The organism is Paenibacillus sp. TSA_86.1 (assembly GCF_052691815.1).
The window spans coordinates 561,298-586,748 of sequence record NZ_JBQZGE010000002.1 but is presented as its reverse complement, the minus strand read 5'-3'; the positions used below and the strand labels follow the sequence as shown (position 1 = coordinate 586,748).

The window sequence follows — 25,451 nt, the reverse complement described above, 5'->3', positions numbered from 1 at the left end:
GGGTAACTATGAAAGCGTTATCTTGGTATATTGAGAAGGCTTACAGAAACCGTTCAACTAAAAAGGGGGAACAAAACACATGTTAAAACCGCTTTTGAAAACGACAGGATTAGCTGTAATACTGGCATCTCTTTTGGCTGGATGCTCTTCAGGAAATACCTCTCCAGGGTCTTCACCTACAGCAAAAGAAGATGATAATAGCCCGGTTACGTTCTCGTATTACATGTTTTCTTCAGGTAAGAAAGATACTCTGGCGAGTGAAACCACGATTGGTAAAGAGTTGCAGAAGCAGACGGGCGTAGACTTTAAATTGGAATATCTGGTTGGTGATAGCGCGACCAAAGCCGGCGTTATGATTGCGTCTGGGGACTATCCCGATGTCATCGCCTCAAGCGGAGAGATGTCCAAGTTGTTAGATGCTGGTGCCTACATACCTCTTGATGATCTGATTGAAAAATATGGTCCGAATATTAAAAAAGTGTATGGTCCGTACTTTGACAAAATGAGAAATCCGGAAGACGGTAAAATTTACGCGTTGCCCTATACGGCAAACCAAGGCGAATATTCAGGTAGCCCTAATATTGGTGGAGGAGCTTTCTGGATTCAACGTTCTGTATTGAAGGAATTTAATTATCCTAAAATTACAACGCTGGATGAATATTTTGACCTGATTGAGGATTACAAGGAAAAACATCCAACGGTTGATGGGGCTGAAACCATCGGTTTTGTATCACTTGCTGGCGTAGCTAATAACTTTTTCACGCTGCAGAATCCAGCGATGCACCTTGCAGGATATCCTAATGACGGCGGCGTTATGGTCGATATGAAAACCCATGTAGCAAGGACTGTTTCGGGTACGGAAGAACAGAAAAAGTGGATTAAGAAGTTGAATGAAGTTAATGCAAAAGGCCTGCTTGATCCGGAGTCGTTCACGATGAACAAGGACCAGTATCTGGCGAAACTGACTTCGGGTCGTGTACTCGGTTACTTTAACTACGCATGGCAGGTCGGAGATGCAACGAAAAACTTGCTCGCAGCAGGTATCGATGAGAAACGTTATGCACCGCTTCCGATCGTCTTCGACAAAAGCATCAAGGACCAATACATTGATCCTCCTGGCTTTGTAAACAACTATGCAACCGGTATTAGTGTGAAAGCAAAAGACCCGGAACGTATTATCAAGTATTTTGATAATTTGCTGAAAGAAGAGAATCAGATCCTGATCCAGTGGGGGATCAAGGATCAGACATACAGTGTAGATGAAAAGGGACGCTTCTATTATGCCAACGATGAACAGCGGAAGATTCATGACGATGTCGAGCTGGGTCGTAAATTCGGCTTTACTTACTTCAGCAATGACTGGCCGCGTTATGGCGGAGAATCTACCTTGTCGGATGGAAACGCATTCAACCCAGGCAATCAGCCAGAAGTTGTTGCAGCAACTTACACCGATGGAGATAAAAAATTCCTCGATGCTTATGGTGTAAAAACATTCAGTGAAATGTTCAACAAGCCGGAAGAGCGTCCATGGTTCCCAGCTTGGTCTATTGCACTCGAACAAGGTTCGCCTGAACAAATTTTCACCACCAAATCGGATGATGTACAGCGCAAATATTTACCTGAGATGATTCTGAGCGCACCGTCCAACTTCGATAATATCTGGAATGCCTACATTGCCGAATTTAGCAAGCTGGATAAAGCAGGCTACGAGAAAAAGATGACCGAAATCATTCAAAATCGAGTGGCAGGTAAATGGTAATTTAAACAAGACTATATAAAATAAACTGTTACGTGCGCTGGAGAGAGAGGACTAGCTTCCGAGTATATACTTTCTTCGCGCACGAATAACAGATAGGGAAAGGAGTATCTGCATCGTGGAGGAACCTAATGTAACTCTTCAATCGATCCCGCCGAATTCTCGTCGCAAGAGGAATGGGGAAACCAGTTTTTACAAACGACTGCTGCAACAACGAAGCTTGGCATTTATGTGTATTCCCTTTGTGATATGGGCGTTTGTGTTCAAATATTTGCCCTTATGGGGCTGGACGATGGCTTTTCAGAACTTTAAACCGGCAAGAGCCTTTGCGGATCAAAAATGGGTAGGTATGAAACATTTCCAAACCCTGTTTGAAGACAATACGTTCTATCGGGTGTTGCGAAATACGCTGGTGATGAGTTCGATCAAGCTGATTCTCGGATTTGTAACAGCGATTACACTTGCACTCCTGTTAAATGAACTAAAAAATATCATTTTTAAACGATTTGTACAGACTGTCAGCTATTTGCCTCACTTCATTTCCTGGGTTGTTGCTTCAAGTATTGTGCTCACAATACTCTCACCTGATGGAATCATCAACCTGATTCTTATGAAACTTCACCTGATCGACAGTCCGGTATTGTGGATGGGAAAAGGGGAGTATTTCTGGGGCATACTGGGAGCCACCGAAGTATGGAAAGATGTCGGCTGGAACACAATCATCTATCTGGCAGCGATCACCGCCATCGATCCTGCTCAGTATGAAGCGGCGGAGATTGACGGGGCCAGTCGTTTCAAACGTATGTTATACATTACATTGCCAGGCTTGAAACCGGTTATCGTTATTCTGCTCATCATGAATATGGGAAGCATCCTGGAATCCGGATTTGAACCTCAATATTTGCTGGGCAACGGAATGAATATGGACTATTCAGAGAACCTGGATATCTTTGTCTTGAAGTATGGTTTGGGAATGGGGAACTTCTCCTTGGGTACAGCAGCAGGGATTTTCAAAACTGTGGTCAGCTTCATCTTCCTCTTCACCGCCAATTACATCGCCAAAAAAATGGGAGAGAGCAGACTATTCTAAGAGGAGGCCTAGGCCATGCCAAAAGCAAAATCATCCCGCTTGCGTAACAGCAGCGCCGGGGATCGGGCGTTTGATGCTATTAATATTACTTTTATGATCTGTTTGATGATCGTTACGATCTATCCATTTATTAATATGATTGCTGTATCTTTGAATGATGCCAATGATGCCATACGTGGAGGTATCTATCTATGGCCTCGGGAGTGGACACTGGATAACTACAAATATATCTTTGGAGAATCCGACATTTATCATGCCACGCTGATCTCGGCACTTCGTACGATTATCGGAACAATTGTCTCTGTTTTCTGTACAGCCATGCTTGCTTATACACTAAGTCGGCAGGAATTTGTACTTCGCAAGTTCGTGACGATGTTTTTTGTCTTCACCATGTACTTCAGCGGAGGATTGATTCCGGGATATCTGTTGATTCGTGATCTCGGTCTGATTGGCTCTTTCTGGGTCTACATCATTCCGGGTGTAATCGGTGTGTTCAATATGATCGTCATTCGTTCCTTCATTGAAGGATTGCCTGAGGGCATTCTGGAGTCGGCTCGTATTGACGGAGCCGGAGAGTTTACGACATTTATTCGAGTGGTGTTGCCGTTAACGATTCCGGCCATGGCAACGGTTTCTCTTTTTGTGGCAGTAGGTCAATGGAACTCCTGGTTCGATGTTTTTCTCTATAACTCATCTAACAAGGAGTTAAGTACACTTCAATATGAACTGATGAAGATTCTTCAAACCTCCACAACGGCGGCGACTTCATCGGCAAGCGATGTGTATCAATCTGCCGAGAATACCGGTGTCGCTGTGACGCCAACTTCCATTCGGGCAACGATGACTATTATAGCAAGTGTTCCAATCTTGATGGTATATCCGTTCCTGCAGAAATATTTTGTACAAGGTATGACTATTGGCGGCGTGAAGGGTTAAAAGTTGTGTTAAGGTTAATATTGTTTTTGTTCAAATTTGAATTGTCGGGAGATGAGCAAACGTGAATTCATTGATCAAAAAATCACTCTGTACAATGCTTGCAGCTATGACAGCACTGCCATTGTTTTATGTACCTGCTTCCTCCAAAGTGATGGCGGCAAACGATGCTGTAATTAATGTAACTTCATCTAAACAAGTGATTCGTGGCTTTGGCGGCATGACGCATTCCGGCTGGATTGGTGATCTCACTGCGACTGAACGGGAGACCGCTTTTGGCAATGGACCTAACCAGCTTGGCTTCTCTGTGCTAAGAATTCCGATTGACGATAATAAGAACAACTGGCAGCGGGAAGTGGAAACAGCTAAAAAAGCCATTGAACATGGAGCGATTGTATTTGCATCTCCTTGGAATCCACCTAGTGATATGACGGAACTGGTCACCCTGGGCACTACTTCGGGCGGGGGTTCAACGTATGAAGCTGAATCCACGACAACGTTGACTGGTGCAGCGACGGGCAATGCTTTTACAGGTTATACGGGATCGGGTTATGTTGCATTCCAAAATGCGAGTGGCTCAGCTGTTCAGTGGAATGCGATTTTGATTGGCAGCACAGGCACCAAAAACATTAAAATCCGATATTCACTTCCATCAGGAACAAGTAATCTGGACGTTTATGTGAACGGCACATTAGCACTCAGTAACGTACCATTTGAAGCTACAGGCAGTGGAAACACGTGGAAAGACAAATCAATTCAGGTGCCGATGGTGAATGGAACAAGTACGTTAAAGCTGGTTACTACGGGGACTGGTGGACCGAACATCGACAATATTAATGTAACTGCCTATACGCAGATTACACAGGCTAAACGTCTCAAGTACGACAAGTATGCAGCTTACGCTCAATATCTGAATGAATTTGATACATTTATGAAAAATAATGGCGTTAACTTGTACGCTATTTCCGTACAAAACGAGCCGGACTACGCGCATGACTGGACATGGTGGTCTCCAGAAGAAATGCTGCGTTTTATGAAAGAAAATGCGGGTTCCATCAATAATCGGGTCATTGCTCCAGAATCTTTCTCTTATGTGAAAAACATGTCGGACCCACTTCTCAATGATCCACAAGCGCTTGCGAATCTCGATATTCTCGGTGCACATACGTATGGAACACAATACAGCGACTTCCCTTATCCGTTATTTGAACAAAAGGGAGCAGGGAAAGAGCTTTGGATGACAGAAGTATATTATCCAAACAGTGAAACCAATTCAGCAGATCGCTGGCCTGAAGCTCTCGGAGTGGCAGAGCATATGTACAATGCAATGGTCGAAGGTAATTTTCAGACGTACGTATGGTGGTACATCCGCAGAAATTATGGACCGATCAAAGAGGACGGATCGATAAGTAAACGAGGCTATAGTATGGCCCATTACTCCAAATTCGTGCGTCCGGGTGATGTCAGAGTAGATGCAACCAAAAATCCGGCAAACGGCGTGTATGTGTCAGCATACAAGGGAGAGAACAACAAGATCGTTATTGTGGCGATTAACAAGAATACATCAGGCGTGAACCAGCGATTCACCGTGCAAAATGGAACAGCCTCCGCTGTATCCTCCTGGGTAACAGACAGCACACGAAATCTAGCGTCTGGCTCTGCACTGCAGATATCCGGTAACGGCTTCACTGCAAACTTGCCAGCTCAAAGTGTAACAACGTTTGTTGTGCAGCCGTAATGTAGATTTGAATAAAGAGAACAAGGCAAGAAGCAAAAGAGCAAGTATAGATATAAGGAAGAGAAGAACGAGGAAAAGAAGTATTAGAAGTAAAAAGAAGTTAGTAGAAGTTAAAAAAAGATCGTAGAAGTTAAAAGAACAGGCTGCACTTAGGCAGCCTGTTCTATTTATGAAGATAACTCTAGGGTGAATCCGTCAATCTCTTGCTCTGCTTCGCGCATCAAATCAAGCATCTGATCTGCATAATCCCCGAGCGTTTCTCTGCTGGATTCAAAAAAAATCCAGTGAATAGTCAGCGGCATCTGGACTTCACCTGTTAAAGCATCCCATAGGGCATCCAGATTATGTCCGTAGTATTCGCCCAGTTGAAGTTTGTCTTGCAACAACTGATGTAATGATTCTCGATTAATCAGGTGACGACCATCAATCTGAATGATATTCATGTGTTCCTCCATTATTTGATCTGTTGAAATGACTTGTAATGGTCGGTGGTTTGATAGATTAAACCGTCACTCGAATACAATATCCGATCACTTCCGCGTTTCCCACCATTATAATGGATGTCCGCTTCATACCAGATTCGGCCTTTTTTATTAGGAAGCAATCCTTCGCGATTTCGGAATATATCACCGCCGATGCTCTTGCCTGGAGCCACCTGTTGCAGATTACCTTCACTTGGTTCCCAGCCCAGTGCACGAGCCTCTTTCTTGGTAATGTAGTTGGGCGGAAGCTCGTGGTGCTCTTTAATGTAATCGCCGACTTCTTGAAATCCCATTTCCTTCGAGACTTGACCAGCGTTAGAACTGGAATCGGGAATAATGGGTGAGGCACAACCTGCAAACAGCAATGCGGAAAGCAGGATGAACAGGGGGTACAACCATTTTCTTAAAAACATATTCTGATCTCCTTTTGATGATGACAATGCTTTTAATGGTAATCTGTTTTTGGCAGCAAATCAATTCTAACCTCGGCTTGTCGGTGCTTCATATATTTTCCCGGTGAGATCCCAACGATTTTGGTAAAGCTTCGAATAAAATTGGCATAGTCACTAAAACCTGACTGATAGCAAACATCGGTTATGCTCATTCCATCTGTCAGAAGTAGTTTAGCTAATTCAATGCGCCGGCCTAGAATATAGGAACGAAGCGTAAGTCCGGTATGTTTTTTGAACAAACGGCTGACGGAAGTACTATTCATATAGAACTCTTCGGCCAGTTGGCCAAGTGTAATACTTTGAGTAATGTGTTTCTCAATATATTCCATCGTTTTGCGTACCAGTTCAGGCATGATGTCTTGAGGTACAAAGGAATTATGCTGAAACCATTGGTTGATCAGAACGAGCAGCTGTGCCATGGCTGCATTGGTTTGCACGTCTGCACCGTACAAATTAGAATCGGCAGATTCCTCAATCTGATGGGTCCAATACAGCAGTTGGTTTAACTGATCGTCTTGCAGATGAATAATGTTACCACTTCCGTCAGGACGGTGGTCAAAACAGGATAATAGATTGGTCATAACCGTAGATAGTTGGTATACATATGTTTTCTTGAGATTGATCGTGATACGCTCATATTCAGTCTCATCGAGAATAAGTGTCCGATGCATCTCTTCAGGAGAAATGACAAGCAAGTCCCCACGCTGCATGGGATAACAACGATGATTGATATAGAAATGCACATGGCCTTGTAGAAACAGGTAGATTTCATACGCATTATGGCGGTGATAACTGGATTCATATTGGTAGGTTGTGAGAGGATGGCGGTACAGAAGCTCTGGCTCGATCAGATCATAAAAATATTCAGAAGACATATCGTAGAGGTACCTCCTGTCATTTGGCGCAATAAATCAAGCAAATAACGCAATGAAATTGGACTCAGATTCACTTAAAATGTAACTATATTATCATGAAAACGTTTGTTTTGCAAACGCTTTCTATTTGCTGTGCCCAAATTGTTCTGATATCCATGTAGATTTGAAGATAACGGAAAGACCAACTCTATTTGCGGGAGGAAATGAAATGAATAACGAAACAATGCCACAGGCTGAGGATCAAAAGGATAACAATGGTTTACGTGTTCATTTGGAGAATATCCAACAGGAGATTGGCAAGCTTCGTCCTAACGCTAATCCCTTAATGTCTCACAAATTCGGAGCAGACCCTTATGCGCTGGTGTTTAATAACCGAGTCTACCTGTATATGACCAGTGATAAACTGGAGTATGACACCAATGAGGTTCCTCAGAAAAACAGTTATCAGTCGATCAACAAAATTACGGTTATTTCTTCGGATGACTTGATCAATTGGACAGATCACGGGGAGATCAAGGTAGCAGGTCCTGAAGGTGCAGCCACATGGGCTTCTCAATCCTGGGCTCCAGCAGCTGCGCATCGCAGCTTCGACGGTGAGAATCGTTTTTACTTGTATTTTGCCAATAATGCTAGCGGCATTGGTGTTTTGAGCGCTCCAACACCGACAGGGCCTTGGACAGATCCAATCGGAAAAGCGCTGGTAACAAGAGAAACACCGGGTGTAGAGGATGTGACCTGGTTATTTGATCCGGCCGTGCTTGTGGATGACGATGATCAGGCTTATCTCTATTTTGGTGGCGGCGTGCCTGAAGGGAAACCCGAAAGACCGGATACGGCGCGAGTGATGAGACTGGGTGAGGATATGGTCAGTGTTGAGGGCAAGGCCAAAGTCATACCTGCTCCCTTTATGTTTGAAAATTCAGGAATACATAAGTATAACAACATCTACTACTATACCTATTGCTCTAACTTCTTCCAGGTGGAACGTGACGAGAACAGCCCGCCGCCGGGAGAGATCGCATACATGACAAGTACTCAGCCTATGGGGCCGTGGACGTATCAGGGAACGATCCTTAGAAATCCGGGTCACTTCTTTGGTATTGGCGGTAACAATCATCATGCCATCTTCCCGTTAGGGAACCAGTGGTATATTGCCTATCATGCGCAGACACTGTGCCAAGCGATGGATATTCCGGAAGGATATCGTTCTACTCATTTGAACCGCGTAGAGTATGAGGAGACCAATGGAGGAATTAAAGCGATTCATGCAGACTACGTAGGTGTAGAACAGTTAATATCTTTTAATCCGTACCAAAGAGTCAACGGTTCTACAATGGGATGGAATGCGGGCGTAAACACACGTCAATTAAGAAGCTCGGGTGCGGAGCAAGTAGAACAAGGTGAGTCTCCGAAGCAAGATGAAGTTGTCAGTCTGATGCAGGGCGGAAGCTGGATTGCCCTCTCGCGTGTGGATTTTGGGGCAAAAGGGGCGGCAAGCTTTACTGCATCGTTATGCAGCCAGGGCGCAGCGTGTACACTTGAACTTCGACTAGGTCGTGAAGATGGGGATATAATCGGCAAGGTGCACATTCCGGCAGCAGCGGAAGGTCAGGAATGGATGGAGGCAACAACTTCAGTAACAGGTGCTCAGCTTGAACATGACCTTTACCTTGTACTCAAGCCATCAGCACATAAAACGTGTATTCTTCTAAGTCACTGGTCGTTTGAAGAGGCCTAACATCGAGAAGGGATTCATCCCGTTGATGTAGAAAAGAAGCAGGACTGAACAGATATATGCAGAACTCCCAAAAGAGGTGTTTTAAAAGATGTATTCAAATCCGATTATATGGGCCGATTATCCCGATGTGGACGTCATTCGGGTAGAAGATACGTATTACATGGTGAGTACGACTATGCATATGATGCCTGGATGTGTGATACTGCGTTCGTATGACTTGATCCAGTGGGAAACAGCTACGTATGTGTATGATAAGTTGGATGATACGCCAGCCCAACGCCTGGAGAACGGTGAACAGATCTATGGCAAAGGGATGTGGGCTGCTTCACTCCGTTATCATCGAGGAACGTTTTACGTTATTTTTGTAGCCAATGACACGCGTAAGACGTATCTATACACTTCTGAGACGATAACAGGACCTTGGACTAAACAGATTGTAGAGGGATTCTATCACGATTGCTCTCTATTTTTTGATGATGACGAACGGGTATATTTGTTGCATGGTAATCGAGAGATTCATTTAACCGAATTAAAGACTGATCTTTCCGGTCCTAAGCCGGAGGGCAGACATCGGGTCATTGTGACAGATCATCAACCACACTATCTGGGGTATGAAGGTGCACATTTTTACAAGATTGAAGGCATTTATTACGTATTCCTGATCCACATGACCAAGACAGCAGGGCGTAGAACACAAGCTTGTTACAGGGCGGAAACGCTGGATGGTACATTTGTCGGTGGAGATGTGTTCAATGATGATATGGGATATTTTAATTCCGGAGTCGCTCAGGGTGGCATCGTGGATACACCAGAGGGTAACTGGTACGCGATGTTATTCCAGGATCATGGCGCTGTAGGGCGCATACCGGTTATTGTACCGATGAGTTTCGAGGCAGGCATACCCGTATTTGCAAAAGAAGCACCGAAACAAATCCATATTGCCAGCACAAAACCGGACTATCGTTATCAACCGCTGGTTGCAAGCGACAGTTTCGAATACAAGCTCGATGCTCAAGGCAAAGCGCATTTACAAGACGTCTGGCAGTGGAATCATACACCCCATGATGAGCTGTGGTCCGTGACAGAAAAACCGGGAGTGTACCGAATTCGAACAGGTCAACTTAGCCCTAACCTGACATTTGCTGTGAACACACTCACCCAAAGAGCGATGGGACCAGCTTGTTCAGCTTCTGTGACACTGGATGGCAGCGGTCTGAACGATGGTGATTACGCAGGGTTATGTTTCCTGATTGGCACTTATGGCCTGATCGCACTGACCAAGGAAGCAGGCGAACATTACCTTGTCATGCAGGCGAGAACGAGCCAAGACTTAAGCATATTTGGTAACCAGATTGATCAGGAGCCTGCTACTGAGTATGTACGAATACCTGTCACAGGACCTGTAGTGACACTGCAGGCCTCCGCCAATTTTGTAGATAATCAAGATGAATGCCACTTTGCTTATCGCGATGGATCTGAATGGAAAAGCCTCGGCGTTCGGCATAGAATGGTCTACAAGTTGGATCATTTCATGGGCTGTAGAATTGGATTGTTTCTGTTCTCAACAGAAGAGATTGGAGGCATGGCTGACTTTTCGAATTTTGAATATCACATCGTTTCCTAAATCCGTGCTGAGAGTTGTAAATAAAAGTCGCCCACCGGCGGCTTTTTCGTACTCATGACAGGTTAGATATTGTACAATGATAACAATTCTGGAAAAATAAAAAAGATATGTTCATTCAATTAAAATGGGGGCATGTCACCATGCATAAGAGATGGATGTACAAAACAAGATGGACCATTATTATCTTTCTAACGGTGTGTATACCCGCTGGACATACACAGGGGGACTCTGGACAAATCAACAGCTCATCTACAGACCAGCAGGCCTTGTCTTCAGCGGCGTATTCCCCGCCAATTCAAGTTTCTTTTGTCAGGGAAACGGGAGAAGATCTGCAGCGTATGATCGAGCAACTACCAGGTGAAACACTGGTTGATAATCGCTGGACCCGTCTGTATGAAAAGGAACTCGGTATTCAGATTCGGTATGACTGGATTGCAATGGGTGACGTCTATAATCAAAAGCTTGGAGTCTCCCTTGCTGCAGGGCGCTTCCCGGATGTCGTGAGAGTCAACCCATATCAGCTAAGGCAGCTAAGCAATGCCAATCTGATTGAAGATTTGACGGATGTATATCGTGATTTTGCCACGCCACTTACGAAAAGGATTTTGGAGGCCGAAGGTAAAGGTGCATTCGATGCAGCTACCATTGACGGCAAGCTAATGGCGATCCCCGAATCCTCGTCTTCGATTGAAACAGCACAGTACTTGTGGATTAGAACCGATTGGCTGGATAAATTAGGCTTGCCGGCACCTGAAACAATAGAAGACGTATTGAAAATATCGGAAGCGTTTACATTGCGTGATCCCGACGGTAATGCGAAACAGGATACTTACGGACTCGCATTAACGAGTTATCTTTGGGATCCGGTTATGGGCGTTTCGGGATTTATGGCTGGTTACGGTGCTTTTCCGAACATTTGGATTAAAGACCAGGAGGGTGGCCTGATCTATGGTGGCATCCAGCCTGAGGTGCGTAAGGCGTTGAAAGTATTACAGACGATGTACCTTGAGGGTCAACTCGATCCAGACTTTGCGTACAAAAATGGAAGCAAGGCATACCGTCTTATTCAACAGGGGAAAATCGGGATGCTTTATGGGGAGCAGTGGACTCCTTTTGTTGTCCAGTCTACCCGTGAAGAAGATCCGGAAGCAGACTGGCAAGCATATCCGATCGTTGCCGAGGCAGGTCGAAACATGGTTGTGCCGCTTCGTTCGAATACAGGAAATTACTTCGCTGTGAGAAAAGGCTTTGCTCATCCTGAAGTTGTCGTTAAGCTGATGAATCTGCACCTGGACAAAAACTGGGGACAGAATGCGGAATACGAGACCTATTACAATGATGATTCTCGTGCTGTGTGGATGCTGTCTCCTGTAACTCCTTTCCCTGGAACCAAAAATTTAGATGCCTATAGAGATATTCGAGATGCACGAATGACAGGCGACTTCTCCGTTCTTGAGAACGAAGCGCTTGCAATCCATAAACGAATTGATGCTTATGAATCAGAAGGTTTGAAGAGCGGGTGGGGCTGGAAGCAGACGTATGGTCCAGAAGGTGCGTTTAGCATCGCAGACGATTACGAGGTGAATGGACAGCTTCTTTATGATCAATTCACAGGTGGGATTACGGAAACGATGGTAGATCGGCAGATCATCCTTCGGGACCTGCAGCTCGAAGTATTTATGAATATTATTTACGGATCCCCTATTGAAGAATTCGATCAATTTGTAGAAGATTGGCTTGAACTGGGCGGTAAAGAAATAACATCGGAGGTGAACGCATGGTATAGAACCGATACCGCGAGGAGTCATCAGGCGTTCGCTTTATCTTATTGAGGCAGGTGTCTTTGATCTGAAATCAGGAGGGGAGTGCGTTGATCAAGATACCGGCACAGTCGTGGTTTAACAGTATATTTTCACGGCTGATTATGACCTACCTTGTTTTTGTTATACCTTTAATTCTTTTGGGCGTGTATCTGTACCACTGGAGCTATGATACAGCAAGCCAGGAAATTTCTTTATCGACGGAGAGGCGGTTAAGTCAATATGCAACAGAACTTAGCCGGGAGATCGAGTGGATGGAACTGCAGCAGTTTGACATTGCTGAGGATCGCAAGCTGAATCGGCTGGCGATCCTCTGGAACAACATGGATCAAGTTGAGAAACGTGAAACCTTAAATTATTTATCCGAACGGCTCGCTTCCTTCAAGAACAGTAGTGCTTATATCAAGAACGTTCATGTACATATCCCCACAGTCAACAAGAGTATTTCTGCAGTACAGGGCATTGATGAATACAATAAAGCCTCATACGATTATTTCAATTCATCCAACCAGGAAGAGAGCATTCGATTTACAGTAAAAGACAAGGCTTTAAATCTGAGCGCTGTACGTTTAACCGGTAAATTGGGAGACGCACCGCTGTTTGTTGTTCAGGTGGAATTGGATAATGCCGCATTTCAGAATGAACTATCGCAGCTTAATCTCTATCCTGAAAGTGCCTCTCTTCTCATTGAAGAGAGTACAGGCTTTGCTATTCTCGATCGGCAAGAACGCGAAATCATTCTTGCCAACTACCGTGAATATAGTCAAAAGAACTCACTTGAGAGCTTCCAGATAAACGTAGAGGATATGGTGTACCATGTGAACCAACATCACATGGAAGCACTTGGTTTGTCGATCGCGACGTACCTGCCTGAAAAGATGGTTACCAAACCTCTGAGCAAGTTTTATAAATGGGCATGGATTTTTGCTATCACATCGTTTATAGCGATTTCAGCATACCTCTACTCTACGTATAAGCTGATTCACATTCCTTTACTGTTGCTGGTCAAAAGGTTCAAAAAGATGGAGAGCGGGGTGCTGGATATCCCAATCGTGCACCATCGCAAAGATGAGTTCGGATTCCTTTACTCCCGCTTTAACCATATGATTGAAAATCTGCAACTGCTGATTGACCGTGATTTCAAAAAAACAATGATGATGCAGCGAGCCGAATTAAAGCAACTCCAGTCGCAGATTAACCCGCATTTTCTGTACAACAGTTTTTTTATTCTGAATTCACTTGCGAGAACAGGAGAGACGGATCGGATCGAGCAATTTACGAATATGCTTGGAGAATATTTTCGATTCATTACACGCAATGGAACAGATCACGTGCCGCTGAAGGAAGAAGTGCACCATTCCCGGATCTATACGGATATCCAGCAGCTGCGATTCTCCAGACGGATCAAGGTTGAGTTCGCGGAAGTTCCACCAGATATGCAACAGATTCAGGTTCCCAGACTTGTGATTCAGCCCATTATTGAAAATGCATATGAGCATAGTCTTGAAAAAAATACGACCGAAGGCCTGTTACGTATTCAATTCCATATGAAGTCATCTTGTGCAGAGATCACCGTGGAAGATAACGGGCATAATCTTAAGCCGGAAGATATAGAGAATCTTCAACAACTCCTACACAGCGAGGCCACGACGGACGACATAACCGGATTAATGAATATCCATCGGCGATTGGTTCTGACATTTGGTGAAGGAAGCGGACTTTTTCTATCACGAAGTGAGCTGGAAGGGTTGAAGGTTGTCATACGAATCCAATGGAAAGAAGGGGTACACAAATGTATCGACTTCTAATTGTAGATGATGAGGAGATCATTACGGATAGTTTGTATGAAACATTTGCGAGGCACATGCCGGATCGGCTGGATGTATGCAAAGCATACTCCGCCACAGAGGCGCTCTCCTGGATGCGGCGATCCAGAATTGATATCGTGCTGACAGACATTCGCATGCCAGGAATAAGCGGACTGGAGTTGACCGAAGAGATTCAGAGACGCTGGCCCCAGTGCCGTGTTATTTTCCTGACCGGACACAGTGATTTTGAATATGCATACCAAGCCTTTCAGATGAACAACGTACGTTACCTGCTCAAAACGGAAGGGTACGACAAAGTCATGCACATGGTGGAGCAGGTCATGGAAGAGATCAGGGAGAGTCATGATATGCATAATTTCTTGAAACAGCAACGTGAGATTACATCCCGGCTCACCGCATTTAGACAGGATGAATATATCCGAAAACTTCTTCAGGAAGGTGCTTCTGCTGCTTTATCGGTTCAACTGCAGGCTGAACTACTGGAGAGGGAGATTCACCTGAAAGCTAATTCTCCGGTATATCTGGTGCTCGGACGATTGAACAAGCTACATGATCTGGCAGAACCGGAACAAGAGTGCACTCAAGCATCTATTCGTATTATTGGAACATCATTGATGGGGGAATATACGGAATGCGCCAGTGCTACGGATCATTATGGTGATGCGGTGTGGCTGCTGCAGCCTAAAGATGAGCAGGGTGATGCAGATCAGCACTTCGCCAGATATATGGAAGGTACGTTAGAGCTTGTGCAGGAATCATGTCTTGCTTCACTTGGCGTATCGATTGCATTTACACTTAGTGGACGAGGCTGTGAATGGTTACAGATTCCACAGCAATACGAGCGTCTGCGCTTGTTGCAGTGGATGAAAGTCGGAGATGGCATGTCGATGGTTCTAACGGACAATTACGAGGAACCTCAAGTGGGTACTCCGAAGGAAGTACTACGGATCTCCAGCCGGGTAGAGGCCATGTCTGGTTTTCTGGAGACAGGGCGTTTTCAATCCTTTTATGATGTCTTCGAAGAGCTTGTGGGAGAACTTCTTCAACAGGACATGACGATGGAGCGGGCAATGGAGACTTATTATCACCTGGCACTGACCTTTTATGCTTCATTTAATCGTTGGGGGTTGAAGCAGAAAACCCCGGATCAGCGAAGCTTGCTTCATTTGAACCATTTTTCAAGTATGAAAGATGCCGTTCAATATCTCTATCTGGCAGCGGATGAGCTGGTTCATTTCAAACGTTCAAACGAAGAGCAACGTGCCAATCTGGTCGTACAGAGTTTATGTAATTATATCAAGGGAAATCTGGAAAAAGATCTTACGTTAGTTCGCTTGGCAGAACTGCATCATTTCAATCCTTCCTATCTGTCCAGATTTTTCAAACAGGAAATGGGCATTAATTTGTCCGAATTTATTGATGATAGCCGAATTCGCAAGGCGAAGGAGCTACTCATGAATCATGAACTTATGGTACGGGAAGTCGCGCTTCAGGTTGGATACGAATCTGCTCATTCGTTCACCCGGCTGTTCAAAAAACAGATGGGCATGACACCCCAGGAGTACCGAGAAACTTTACTTACCCGTTTTGCTCAGCGGTAAGTTGGTAAGAACGTAAAAACACGCAGGAGCAATAACTCCCTGCGTGTTTTTCGTTTGTTCATTTTCCAGGATGCAGCCGCTGCACGGCGATAATGAGAGCAAAGGCGAAGCGGCAGATACTTTAGGAGAGCAATCGTTCCGTTTATCATTTCATTTAAGCTGTATGGGCCTTTTGCCTGCGGTAGGCATTGGGACTTGAGCCAGTGTAAGCTTTGAATTTTTTGTAAAACCAATCGATATCGCGATACCCTACCTCCAGAGCGATTTCGTAAATTCGCAGATCAGTGGACAAGAGAAGCTGCTTTGCTTTTTTCATTCTCTCCTTCAACATGTAGTCATTAAAGGAGATTTTTTCTTCCGTTTTGAATTTTTGTCCGAGATAAGCACAATTAAAATGGAGCATATCGGCGATTTTTTTTAACGTAATCTCTTCATTCAGATGATCTCTTACATAAGATTTCACAATCCGAATCACATGGTTGGAATCCATCGCTTTGCCATTAAGCTGAATCTTAGGTTTAATGGTCGTTTTTTTTGTCACAGGCACAGGTCCGAGTCTATTCAGAAGGCCGTGTAAACTATGCAAAAGCGCAGAAGATTTAACCGGAGAAGGCAAATAATCATTCACCTGATAAGTCAATGCTTTGCGAACCAGTCTGAATTGATCCCTTCCGCCGAGCAGGAGAATCGGGATATCGCTTGTTTGACGGATGTGATGACATAACCATAATCCGGCGGTATCGTAACGGTCTGTATGCACGACGACAACACTGAAGTCCCGATCAGACAATGCAGCGAGAGCAGTACTTGAAGAGCAGACCGAATCCGTAATTGTAAATGGAAAATGGTTGTCTTGCAGAAGCTGTCCAAACTCTTTATTCAGTCGGTGACTATAATCAACAAGTAAAATACTGTACATGAAACATGACCTCACCTTCTCCTGATATTCCGATCAACTGTTTAACTGAAATAAGGCTTAGTTTTATTATGGGAAGAAAAGAAAGCGCATACAATGTGCATTATTTTGCAGACAGTGCATTTCTTTACCAATTACAGATGAAATACCGCAAATCATTACTCAAATGACTCTGATCTATAATCTGTCAGGGTAAACACCTGCATTTAAGCAGGTTGTTTGCGCTTACATTTGAAGGCTACACTTTGGTAGCACACGACAATCAGGGGGGAAGACAATGAAGAAAAACAAGTTTATGTTGCTGAGTCTTTTGGTTGCAATCATGTTGATGATCAGCGCTTGTAGTTCTGCACCTGCTGCAGATCCGGCACCGGAAAAACCGGCACCACAGGAAGAGCAAGCACCGGCCGAAACGGAGCAAAAGAATGAAAATTCTACACCCGAAATGGACTTTGACATGGGGGGTAGAACGATCAAAGTTGTCGCTTGGTGGGATATGCAAATTACAGATAACAATCCGGACAACATCAAACGAATTGAAAACCTCGAAGCTCTGAAGAAAAAACATAACTTCAATATCGAATATGTATCCATCGATTTTGGTGAATATCAGGAGAAAGTTGTAGCCTCCTTGATGGCTGGCGAGCCGCTAGGCGACTTTGTCAGACTCGGTAAAAACTACGCGATCCCGGCACTGACCAAACAGGATCTGTTATGGCCGGTAGATGATTATATTAAAAACGACCAAGTATTTAATCAAAAAACGACCAAGGAATATATGCAATATGAAGGTAAAGGTTACGGATTTACGGAAGATAAGTCTTCGTTTATCAATGGTATTTTCTACAATCGTACTCTGATGCAAGAGCTCGGCCTGAAGCCGTTGCAAGAATATGTGGATGCGGACGAGTGGAACTGGGATAATTTCCTGGCTGTAGCCAAGCAGGCAAACAAAGACCGGAATAATGACGGCAAACTGGATACGTGGGGCCTTGCTCAAACGGGTTTGCTTGAGCCATTCCTGTATTCCAACGAAGCTTCACTGACCAAAGAAGATAAACAGAACCTCGAAGATCCAAAAACAAAAGAAGCTCTGAATTTCTTGAACAAATTGGCTACAGAGAAAGTGGGCAGACCAACAGAAGGCGGCGACTGGACTGAACCGGCTACCTTCTTCCGTCAAGGGAACACACTCATGTACTCTGGGGCGATGTACGAGATTGAAGGTATCAAAACAGATATGCCAGACTATGATATTGGCTTCCTTCCGTATCCTAAAGGCCCAAGCGCTTCGGCCTACCACTCTGGTGAATCTCGTTATCAAGCGATTACCATTCCTAAAGCGGTAGAAAATCCGGAGCAGTTGATGTACATCTGGGAAAAAATCAATGAGATTGATTCCATCTATGATTATCCGGAACAATCCACGCTGGAGAGACATCTCACGGATGAAGCAGATATCAACAACGCCAGAGAGGTGGCAGCTGGCATGATTGTTCTCGACCATAACACCTTCCCGTCTCTTCCTTATTGGGATTTTGATGGTGAACTGAAAGAGGGCGTGTCCGTATCTACGTTGATCGAGAAATACAAGGCTCCTTTCCAGGCCGCAATTGATGAAGTATACAAATAAGCACTGCTAAATACGGGCAGAACGCGCGGGTAACAAGTGCGGTCTGTCCTAGTCAATCATTCTTTTGCTGATACGCTTACAGGAAAGGGGATACATGCAAACATGCGGTCACGTAAGAAAAAGGTACTGATTCTGGCACTTGTTCTGGCTTTGGTGTTCTCGATCATCGTGATCTATCCATCCAAGAATCAGAGCCCCGGGACAGTACATGCACTTGAGGATTTTGAAGCTGTAGCGGGTAACAGGGATTCACGCAGTTATGAACATTATCAGGAAACGTATGCGAGCACAGCCAAACCGGACACAACCGTTAGGATTGAAGGCGAAGCTTACACGGAGACAGATAACGGGGAGTTTAAGGTAGTACAAAGATATGAAGGACTGGATGGCAGTGCTGTCATTACACCCGAATCTGGAACTATTCGCTGGGATGTTCCCGTTCAAGTGAGTGGTTTATATCACGTTCGCATTCATTATTATCCTGTCGAAGGCAAGAGCTCCGGAATCGAGCGCAAGCTGGAGTTAAACGGGGAAGTTCCGTTCCGGGAAGCGGATGTACTGCTGTTCGACAGGGTATGGGGCAATCGTGAAGATCATATTCGGCAGGATGATCGTGGTAACGACCTCAGACCAAGACAGGTGGAGAAACCTGAATGGCAACTTGCTTCCTTTAGAGACAGTGGTGGGTATTTTGAGGAACCATTCCAGTTTTATTTTGAAAAAGGTACCCAGCAATTATCTCTGACCTCTCTGAGAGAGAGTATGGCGATTGATTACATTGAGTTATATCAGGAAGAGGCTGTTCCTGCGTATGCAGAACTTCAAAAGACGTATGATTCATTAGGGTTAAAGGCAGCCAGCCCCGTCATGCTGAAGCTTCAAGGCGAAGAAGCGATCACCAAATCCTCACCTACACTTGCGCCAATCTCGGATCGATCCAGTCCATCACTCGAACCCTACGACGTATCCAAAATTCGGATCAATGCCATTGGAGGCGTGAACTGGAAGCTTCCGGGGGAATGGGTCGAATGGGAGATAGATGTACCTGAGGATGGACTCTATCAGATCGCGTTAAAAGTGAAGCAGGATCAGCTTCGGGGGATTTATGCCACACGCAGTCTTACCATTAATGGCAAAGCTCCGTTCGAAGAAATGAAGCGAATTCGCTTTAATTACAGTCCATCCTGGCAGACACAAGTGCTTGGAAATGGTGCAGAAGAACCTTATCAATTCCACCTGGAGAAGGGCAAACACCGCTTACGCATGACCGTCACGCTCGGCGATATTGCTCCTTTACTTCGAACCGTGGAATCAAGCGTACTTGAATTGAATGAGTTGTACCGCAAAATATTGATGATTACCTCCAACAAACCTGATCCACTTCGGGACTATCAACTGGAGAAACGTATTCCAGAGATGATAGAGACTTTTGAAAAGCAAGCGGTGATCCTCACCTCCGTCGCTGAGTATCTCGAAAAGGCAACCGGAGAACAAAGCGACAAGGTCGCCATTCTGAACGCGATGGTTGTACAGCTCAAGGATATGGCGGCAAGACCCGAAACAGTTCCGAAACGACTGGATACGTTCAAAATTAACGTCGGCGGTCTGGGTACGTGGATTCTGACCGTACGTGAGCAGCCGATTACGATGGATTATCTGATCGTAGCTCCGGCAGGACAAGAGATGCCCAAGGCGGAAGCGTCTGCGGTGCAGCAGGTGAAGCACGAACTGGGCGCTTATGTCGCGTCATATACCGAAGACTATGACAGCATTGGTAATGTGGAGAAAAAGAAAGACTCGATCACCGTATGGATCACTACCGGACGGGATCAGGCTCAAGTGCTTAAGGGCATGATTGACGATACGTTCACGCCGGATACGGACGTATCTGTGCAGTTGCGGCTTGTGCCGCCGAATATATTGCTGCCTGCAACATTGGCCGGGGAAGGACCGGATGTCGCTATGCAAATGGGCGAAGATATCCCCGTGAACTATGCGATGAGAAATGCAGCAGCGGATCTAAGCAAATTCCCGGATTTCAAAGAGGTGGCTAGCAGATTCCGGGCAAGCGGAATAACGCCTTATGAGTATGACGGTGGAGTATACGCACTCCCGGAGCAACAGCATTTTCCAATGCTCTTTTACCGGAAGGATATCCTGAATGAATTAGGTCTGGAGCCGCCAAAAACATGGCAGGATGTGTACAATGCGATCGCTGTATTGCAAAAGCACAATATGGAGTTCTATCTCCCGATCGAGGATACACTGAACAATGCCAACATGGTTCCTAACGCAACCTTTGCGATGCTTTTATACCAGAATGACGGAAATTTCTATTCGGAGGATGGGAAAAAAAGTGCACTTGATTCGGAAATCTCGATGGAGGCATTCAAGCGTTGGACGCAATTTTATACCAATTATAAATTCCCGCTGAAAGCCGATTTCCCGAACCGTTTCCGCACAGGAGAAATGCCGATCGGAATCGCCGATTACACTACCTATAATATGCTTACGGTACTGGCACCGGAAATCCGTAATCTGTGGGATTTCACCATTGTACCAGGTACGCAGCTTCCGGACGGTTCGATCAGACATGAGGTAGCCAGCGCAAGCAGTGCGGTCATGATGCTCGAAAATGCGCGCAACAAGGAGGCGGCATGGAAGTTCATAAAATGGTGGACGGATGAGTCTACTCAAATCGAGTATGGACGTGAGATGGAAGGTCTGATGGGAGCAGCAGCGCGCTATCCGACAGCTAATATTGAAGCGTTAGAGCAATTACCTTGGCCGGTAAAGGATTATAAGAACCTGGAGAAGCAGTGGGAATGGGTGAAGGGAATTCCGCAGATGCCAGGGGGTTATTTTACTGGTCGACATCTGGATAACGCCTTCCGTAAGGTGGTTAATGCCAATGAAAATCCGCGTGAAGCCTTATCTGACTATGTACTCTATATTGACGATGAGATTGAACTGAAACGTAAAGAATTTAATCTGAAATAAAGGAAAGGGAGGGTAACGGTTGCAAGCAAAAACATCCAAGACAGCCGCCGCTCCTGTCATGCATACACGCGAGGTCGGCTGGTGGTCCCTATTGAAAAGGAATCTGTATCTCAGCAGGCACTATTACGTATTAATGGCACCATTTATGCTGATCTTTTTCATGTTTACAGTCATTCCGGTCGGCATATCACTCGGTCTCAGCTTTTTTCACTTTAATATGCTGGAACTGCCTCGTTTTGTCGGTTGGCAGAACTATTCACGGTTGTTCCTCAACGATGACGTATTTCTAATTGCACTCAAAAACACGTTGCTGTTTGCGGTTATTACCGGTCCGCTCAGTTACGTCGCCTGTTTTTTGTTTGCGTGGATTATTAATGAGCTGTCTCCTAAAGTCAGGGCAGTCATGACGCTGGTGTTCTATGCACCATCGATCTCAGGCAATGTGTTTTTTATCTGGCTGATCATCTTCTCCGGGGACAGCTATGGTTATATGAATGGTTTTCTCATGCGCCTTGGCGTCATTCTGGAGCCGATCCAATGGCTTGCCAACGAGAAGTACGTACTGGGCATCGTCATTTTGGTACAGCTATGGCTTAGTCTCGGAACCAGCTTTTTGGCATTTATCGCGGGTCTGCAGACGATTGATCGCTCGCTCGTGGAAGCCGGAACGGTGGACGGAATCAAAAATCGCTGGCAGGAACTCTGGTACATTACGCTGCCATCGATGAGACCTCAATTGATGTTCGGTGCAGTCATGCAGATTACAGCATCGTTCGCTGTAGCCGAAATCTCGATTGCGTTAGCCGGTTTCCCAAGTGTTAACTATGCTGCGCATACGGTCGTCACCCATTTGATGGACTTTGGTACGATTCGTTTTGAGATGGGATATGCCTCAGCGATCGCAACTGTCCTGTTTGCACTGATGCTTGGAACGAACATTTTCACGCAAAAAATGCTGAGAAAGATAGGTGAATGACGATGACCAGCAAAGTACGTGCGATCTTCGGCATGCCGAAGAGACTCAACCGGTCATTTACCGTCAGTTTCATGTTGTTTGCGCTGCTGGCCGTGTTCGGATCGTTTATGGTGCTTCCCTTGATTTATGCCGTCAACAATGCCTTTAAGCCGCTGGATGAGTTGTTTATTTTCCCGCCACGCTTTTGGGTAAACAATCCGACGACAGAAAATTTCGCAGATTTGATTAATCTGATGGGCAATTCCTGGGTACCGCTGTCCCGTTATATTGCCAATACACTTCTGATTACACTGGTGGGTACGGCAGGGCATATTCTTCTTGCGTCTGCAGCAGCCTACCCACTCGCGAAGTACCGTTTTCCGGGATCCAAAATATTATTCACCATTGTCATTCTGTCCTTGATGTTCTCGCCGCACGTTACGGCGATTCCGAACTACATGGTCATGTCTTGGCTTGGTTGGATCAACACACACGCATCCATCATTATACCTTCTCTGGCGTTCTCACTCGGGCTGTTTCTGATGAAACAGTTCATGGAACAGATTCCTGATGCATTGCTGGAGGCAGCGAAGATTGATGGCGCGAACGAATATCGAATTTTTTGGAGCATTGTGATGCCTAATGTGAAGCCTGCGTGGCTTACACTTATGATTCTGCAGTTCCCGGCTCTGTGGGGAACGGACGGTGGAAGTTTTATCTATAGTGAAAATCTCAAAACGCTGCATTATGCACTCAGTCAGATCGTACAGGGCGGGATTGCAAGAGCAGGGGTTGGTGCTGCGGTTGCGCTACTGCTGATGATCGTTCCGATTACCCTGTTTGTTATCTCTCAGAGCAGTGTCATGCAGACGATGGCTACTTCAGGCATGAAAGAATAGAAAGGAGGCAGCAAAGTGCAGGATAGCACGCGAAAAAACACATGGAAACAACGTAAATGGATCATCATGGGCCTGGTCTGCCTCCTGTTGTTCAGTTCAACAGCACTGCCTGCAAGTGCAGATGGTGAACCAGATGCCTATCATTATTCCTTCTATGGTGATACCGTTCCAGCTCCGGCTGCTTATGAAGCAACGATGATTATTACAGGTAAGAAGCTGAATATAACGCCTTTCAAGGAACCGAGTGATATGCATGTTACCGCAGATGAGCGTGTCTACGTACTTGATTCGGGCAATGGACGAATTGTCGAGATGGATCGTAATTTCAAGCTTGTGCGAACCATTGAAGCGTTCAAGAACGGAAGCAAAGAAGATCAATTTAAAAATCCGCAAGGACTGTTTGTAACGGAAAAAGGAGATTTACTTGTGGCTGATTCGGATAATCATCGGGTGGTGCACCTGGATGACAAGGGACAGCTGGTCAAGATTGTCTCTGAACCGAAGTCTGACTTGTTAAATGATGACTTTCAATTCAAGCCCATTCGCATTGTGATGGACAAAGGGGAACGCATATACGTGATGGCTGCAGGCGTATTTGACGGGTTCATGGAGTTCAGCGCCGATGGTGAGTTCTCCTCCTTCATTGGTGCGAACCGGGTTCAGGTTGATCCCGTCGAATATCTCTGGAAACGATTCGCCACCAGAGAACAACGCAGTCAGATGGTCATGTTCACCCCAACCGAGTTCACTAATCTCGACATGGATGAAGAGGGTTTTATCTATGCAACCAGTGGTGATCGCGGCAAAGATCCGATCAAGAAGTTGAATGCTCAGGGAACAGACATTCTACGGAGAGAAGGATATTCTGCACCTCAGGGTGATCTGCGGTATACGACGGAAGCTGGACCATCCCGGCTGATTGATGTCGATGTGGGTGACAGCGATATGTATTCTGTACTGGATTCCAGCAGGGGACGCATCTTTACCTATAATGGCGACGGTTATCTGCTCCATATTTTTGGCGGCATCGGGAACCGGATGGGACTGTTTAATACACCTGTCGCGCTGGAGCGAGCGGGAGACCGGATGCTTGTTCTGGACAAAGCGCTTGGTGAAATTACCGTATTCCAGACGACAGAGTATGGACGCACACTACATGATGCCGTGCGCAGTTATTACAATGGCGAAGAAGATCAGTCTTCGGAACTGTTTGCCAAGGCTGCCGAGATGAATGCCAATCTGGAATATGCCTATGCGGGTATTGGTAAAGCTTTGCTTCGTCAGAAAGAGTATGCCGAGTCTGCGCAATACTTCAAGCAGAGTATGGAGCGAAAAGGATACTCCAAAGCTTTTCTTCTCTACCGAAAAGAACTGATGCGTGAGCATTTTTCATGGGTGATGTCCGGTATATTCCTGGCTGTAGCTGCGTTCGTCACCGTCATCATCGTTCGCAGACAGAAAAGGAGGGCAACGAATGCAGGCATCAAGTAAACAATTTTACCAGTACCCGCTGCATCTGATTTTTCACCCCTTTGACGGGTATTGGGAATTGAAATATGAACGTAATCAAAAAACGACACTGCTAATCTCTTTAATGATTATGGTGTTGCTGGTATTCACTAAAATTTTGCAAGCGCAGTACAGTGGTTTTCTGATCAACTTTAACAATCCCAAGTACCTGAACAGCCTGCTTGAGATGGTATACGTTGTCATTCCCGTGTTGTTCTGGTGTGTGGCCAATTGGTCGTTAACCACATTGATGGATGGAGAAGGCAAGTTTTCTGAAATTTTCATGTCGACGTGTTTTGCACTGGTTCCGATGTTTCTGGTGCATTTCCCGTGGATCTGGCTGAGTCTGGCTATTTCTCAACAGGAAACGGCATTTTATTATTTCTCGAACGCCATTGCAGTCTGCTGGACAGTATATCTGCTATTTGTGGGCAATATGACTGTGCATCAATATACACCTGCCAAAACCATTCTAACGATGCTGCTCACGCTTGTAGCGATGGCCTTTATGGCTTTTCTATGCTTGTTATTCTTTAGTCTTGTACAGCAGATCGTATCATTTGTTTACACTATCTATCAGGAATTAGTGCTTCGGGGCTAG

Annotated in this window: 19 protein-coding genes and 1 pseudogene; 16 read left to right on the top strand and 4 right to left on the bottom strand. The window is 45.3% G+C overall.

Going from position 1 to position 25,451, the window contains the following annotated elements; all coding sequences use genetic code 11:
* The first annotated feature begins 79 nt into the window (after nt 1-79).
* The 5 genes and pseudogenes from ACUTVW_RS08625 to ACUTVW_RS08605 all read left to right on the top strand — a co-directional run bounded on the left by ACUTVW_RS08625 (nt 80) and on the right by ACUTVW_RS08605 (nt 5,517).
* Nucleotides 80-1,759, top strand: a complete 1,680-nt coding sequence (locus ACUTVW_RS08625) for an ABC transporter substrate-binding protein (RefSeq protein ID WP_445645386.1) — start codon at nt 80-82, stop codon at nt 1,757-1,759.
* A gap of 145 nt (nt 1,760-1,904) precedes the next feature.
* Nucleotides 1,905-2,846, top strand: a complete 942-nt coding sequence (locus ACUTVW_RS08620; RefSeq protein WP_445645497.1) for an ABC transporter permease — start codon at nt 1,905-1,907, stop codon at nt 2,844-2,846.
* Nucleotides 2,847-2,861: 15 nt separating this feature from the next.
* Nucleotides 2,862-3,782: a carbohydrate ABC transporter permease gene (locus ACUTVW_RS08615; protein ID WP_445645385.1), complete on the top strand. Its 921-nt coding sequence runs from the start codon at nt 2,862-2,864 to the stop codon at nt 3,780-3,782.
* Nucleotides 3,783-3,876: 94 nt separating this feature from the next.
* A pseudogene (locus ACUTVW_RS08610) lies at nt 3,877-4,215 on the top strand (hypothetical protein); the annotation flags it as partial.
* Nucleotides 4,207-5,517 (top strand): carbohydrate-binding protein, encoded by a 1,311-nt coding sequence (locus ACUTVW_RS08605; protein WP_445645496.1) that lies wholly within the window; start codon nt 4,207-4,209, stop codon nt 5,515-5,517. The pseudogene ACUTVW_RS08610 and the gene ACUTVW_RS08605, both read left to right, overlap by 9 nt.
* Nucleotides 5,518-5,684: 167 nt before the next feature.
* Here the strand turns inward: ACUTVW_RS08605 and ACUTVW_RS08600 are convergent, their stop codons facing one another.
* Genes ACUTVW_RS08600 through ACUTVW_RS08590 form a run of 3 tightly spaced genes read right to left on the bottom strand, consistent with a single transcriptional unit; the run spans nt 5,685 to nt 7,326 of the window.
* On the bottom strand, nt 5,685-5,960 hold the full coding sequence (locus ACUTVW_RS08600; RefSeq protein WP_445645384.1) for a barstar family protein: 276 nt from the start codon (nt 5,958-5,960) through the stop codon (nt 5,685-5,687).
* 11 nt (nt 5,961-5,971) lie between these two features.
* The gene (locus tag ACUTVW_RS08595) at nt 5,972-6,412 is read right to left on the bottom strand and encodes a ribonuclease domain-containing protein (RefSeq protein ID WP_445645383.1); all 441 of its coding nucleotides are present in this window, start codon (nt 6,410-6,412) and stop codon (nt 5,972-5,974) included.
* Nucleotides 6,413-6,444: 32 nt separating this feature from the next.
* Entirely contained in the window at nt 6,445-7,326 is an 882-nt protein-coding gene (locus ACUTVW_RS08590; RefSeq protein ID WP_445645382.1) for a helix-turn-helix domain-containing protein, read from the bottom strand.
* Between the two features lie 208 nt (nt 7,327-7,534).
* On the opposite strand from ACUTVW_RS08590, the gene ACUTVW_RS08585 reads away from it, so the two are divergent.
* From ACUTVW_RS08585 to ACUTVW_RS08565, 5 genes are all read left to right on the top strand, one after another.
* On the top strand, nt 7,535-9,064 hold the full coding sequence (locus ACUTVW_RS08585) for a glycoside hydrolase family 43 protein (RefSeq protein WP_445645381.1): 1,530 nt from the start codon (nt 7,535-7,537) through the stop codon (nt 9,062-9,064).
* 88 nt (nt 9,065-9,152) lie between these two features.
* Nucleotides 9,153-10,688 carry a glycoside hydrolase family 43 protein gene (locus tag ACUTVW_RS08580; protein WP_445645380.1) on the top strand — a complete coding sequence of 512 codons (1,536 nt, stop codon included), beginning with the start codon at nt 9,153-9,155 and terminating at the stop codon, nt 10,686-10,688.
* 140 nt (nt 10,689-10,828) lie between these two features.
* Nucleotides 10,829-12,520 (top strand): extracellular solute-binding protein, encoded by a 1,692-nt coding sequence (locus ACUTVW_RS08575; protein ID WP_445645379.1) that lies wholly within the window; start codon nt 10,829-10,831, stop codon nt 12,518-12,520.
* A gap of 38 nt (nt 12,521-12,558) precedes the next feature.
* Nucleotides 12,559-14,316, top strand: a complete 1,758-nt coding sequence (locus tag ACUTVW_RS08570; protein WP_445645378.1) for a sensor histidine kinase — start codon at nt 12,559-12,561, stop codon at nt 14,314-14,316.
* The gene (locus ACUTVW_RS08565; protein ID WP_445645377.1) at nt 14,301-15,938 is read left to right on the top strand and encodes a response regulator transcription factor; all 1,638 of its coding nucleotides are present in this window, start codon (nt 14,301-14,303) and stop codon (nt 15,936-15,938) included. Before ACUTVW_RS08570 ends, ACUTVW_RS08565 begins: the two co-directional genes overlap by 16 nt.
* 154 nt (nt 15,939-16,092) lie before the next feature.
* On the opposite strand, the gene ACUTVW_RS08560 is transcribed toward ACUTVW_RS08565, so the two are convergent.
* Nucleotides 16,093-16,857, bottom strand: a complete 765-nt coding sequence (locus ACUTVW_RS08560; protein WP_445645376.1) for a helix-turn-helix domain-containing protein — start codon at nt 16,855-16,857, stop codon at nt 16,093-16,095.
* Between the two features lie 274 nt (nt 16,858-17,131).
* On the opposite strand from ACUTVW_RS08560, the gene ACUTVW_RS08555 reads away from it, so the two are divergent.
* The 6 genes from ACUTVW_RS08555 (at nt 17,132) to ACUTVW_RS08530 (ending at nt 25,451) form a co-directional block, all read left to right on the top strand.
* The gene (locus ACUTVW_RS08555) at nt 17,132-18,487 is read left to right on the top strand and encodes an ABC transporter substrate-binding protein (protein WP_445645375.1); all 1,356 of its coding nucleotides are present in this window, start codon (nt 17,132-17,134) and stop codon (nt 18,485-18,487) included.
* A gap of 102 nt (nt 18,488-18,589) precedes the next feature.
* Entirely contained in the window at nt 18,590-21,487 is a 2,898-nt protein-coding gene (locus ACUTVW_RS08550; protein WP_445645374.1) for an extracellular solute-binding protein, read from the top strand.
* A 58-nt stretch (nt 21,488-21,545) separates the two neighbouring features.
* Nucleotides 21,546-22,463, top strand: a complete 918-nt coding sequence (locus ACUTVW_RS08545) for a carbohydrate ABC transporter permease (protein WP_434752992.1) — start codon at nt 21,546-21,548, stop codon at nt 22,461-22,463.
* Nucleotides 22,460-23,341: a carbohydrate ABC transporter permease gene (locus tag ACUTVW_RS08540; RefSeq protein WP_445645373.1), complete on the top strand. Its 882-nt coding sequence runs from the start codon at nt 22,460-22,462 to the stop codon at nt 23,339-23,341. Before ACUTVW_RS08545 ends, ACUTVW_RS08540 begins: the two co-directional genes overlap by 4 nt.
* A gap of 66 nt (nt 23,342-23,407) precedes the next feature.
* On the top strand, nt 23,408-24,832 hold the full coding sequence (locus ACUTVW_RS08535; RefSeq protein ID WP_445645495.1) for a hypothetical protein: 1,425 nt from the start codon (nt 23,408-23,410) through the stop codon (nt 24,830-24,832).
* The gene (locus tag ACUTVW_RS08530) at nt 24,816-25,451 is read left to right on the top strand and encodes a YIP1 family protein (RefSeq protein WP_434751179.1); all 636 of its coding nucleotides are present in this window, start codon (nt 24,816-24,818) and stop codon (nt 25,449-25,451) included. Before ACUTVW_RS08535 ends, ACUTVW_RS08530 begins: the two co-directional genes overlap by 17 nt.

Coding starts and splice junctions, on each gene's coding strand:
- ACUTVW_RS08530 (WP_434751179.1), top strand. CDS start 24,816: ATGCAGGCATCAAGTAAACAATTTTACCAGTACCCGCTGCATCTGATT.
- ACUTVW_RS08615 (WP_445645385.1), top strand. CDS start 2,862: ATGCCAAAAGCAAAATCATCCCGCTTGCGTAACAGCAGCGCCGGGGAT.
- ACUTVW_RS08540 (WP_445645373.1), top strand. CDS start 22,460: ATGACGATGACCAGCAAAGTACGTGCGATCTTCGGCATGCCGAAGAGA.
- ACUTVW_RS08600 (WP_445645384.1), bottom strand. CDS start 5,960: ATGAATATCATTCAGATTGATGGTCGTCACCTGATTAATCGAGAATCA.
- ACUTVW_RS08625 (WP_445645386.1), top strand. CDS start 80: ATGTTAAAACCGCTTTTGAAAACGACAGGATTAGCTGTAATACTGGCA.
- ACUTVW_RS08545 (WP_434752992.1), top strand. CDS start 21,546: ATGCATACACGCGAGGTCGGCTGGTGGTCCCTATTGAAAAGGAATCTG.
- ACUTVW_RS08595 (WP_445645383.1), bottom strand. CDS start 6,412: ATGTTTTTAAGAAAATGGTTGTACCCCCTGTTCATCCTGCTTTCCGCA.
- ACUTVW_RS08565 (WP_445645377.1), top strand. CDS start 14,301: ATGTATCGACTTCTAATTGTAGATGATGAGGAGATCATTACGGATAGT.
- ACUTVW_RS08585 (WP_445645381.1), top strand. CDS start 7,535: ATGAATAACGAAACAATGCCACAGGCTGAGGATCAAAAGGATAACAAT.
- ACUTVW_RS08605 (WP_445645496.1), top strand. CDS start 4,207: ATGACGGAACTGGTCACCCTGGGCACTACTTCGGGCGGGGGTTCAACG.
- ACUTVW_RS08590 (WP_445645382.1), bottom strand. CDS start 7,326: ATGTCTTCTGAATATTTTTATGATCTGATCGAGCCAGAGCTTCTGTAC.
- ACUTVW_RS08550 (WP_445645374.1), top strand. CDS start 18,590: ATGCGGTCACGTAAGAAAAAGGTACTGATTCTGGCACTTGTTCTGGCT.
- ACUTVW_RS08560 (WP_445645376.1), bottom strand. CDS start 16,857: ATGTACAGTATTTTACTTGTTGATTATAGTCACCGACTGAATAAAGAG.
- ACUTVW_RS08555 (WP_445645375.1), top strand. CDS start 17,132: ATGAAGAAAAACAAGTTTATGTTGCTGAGTCTTTTGGTTGCAATCATG.
- ACUTVW_RS08535 (WP_445645495.1), top strand. CDS start 23,408: ATGGGCCTGGTCTGCCTCCTGTTGTTCAGTTCAACAGCACTGCCTGCA.
- ACUTVW_RS08580 (WP_445645380.1), top strand. CDS start 9,153: ATGTATTCAAATCCGATTATATGGGCCGATTATCCCGATGTGGACGTC.
- ACUTVW_RS08575 (WP_445645379.1), top strand. CDS start 10,829: ATGCATAAGAGATGGATGTACAAAACAAGATGGACCATTATTATCTTT.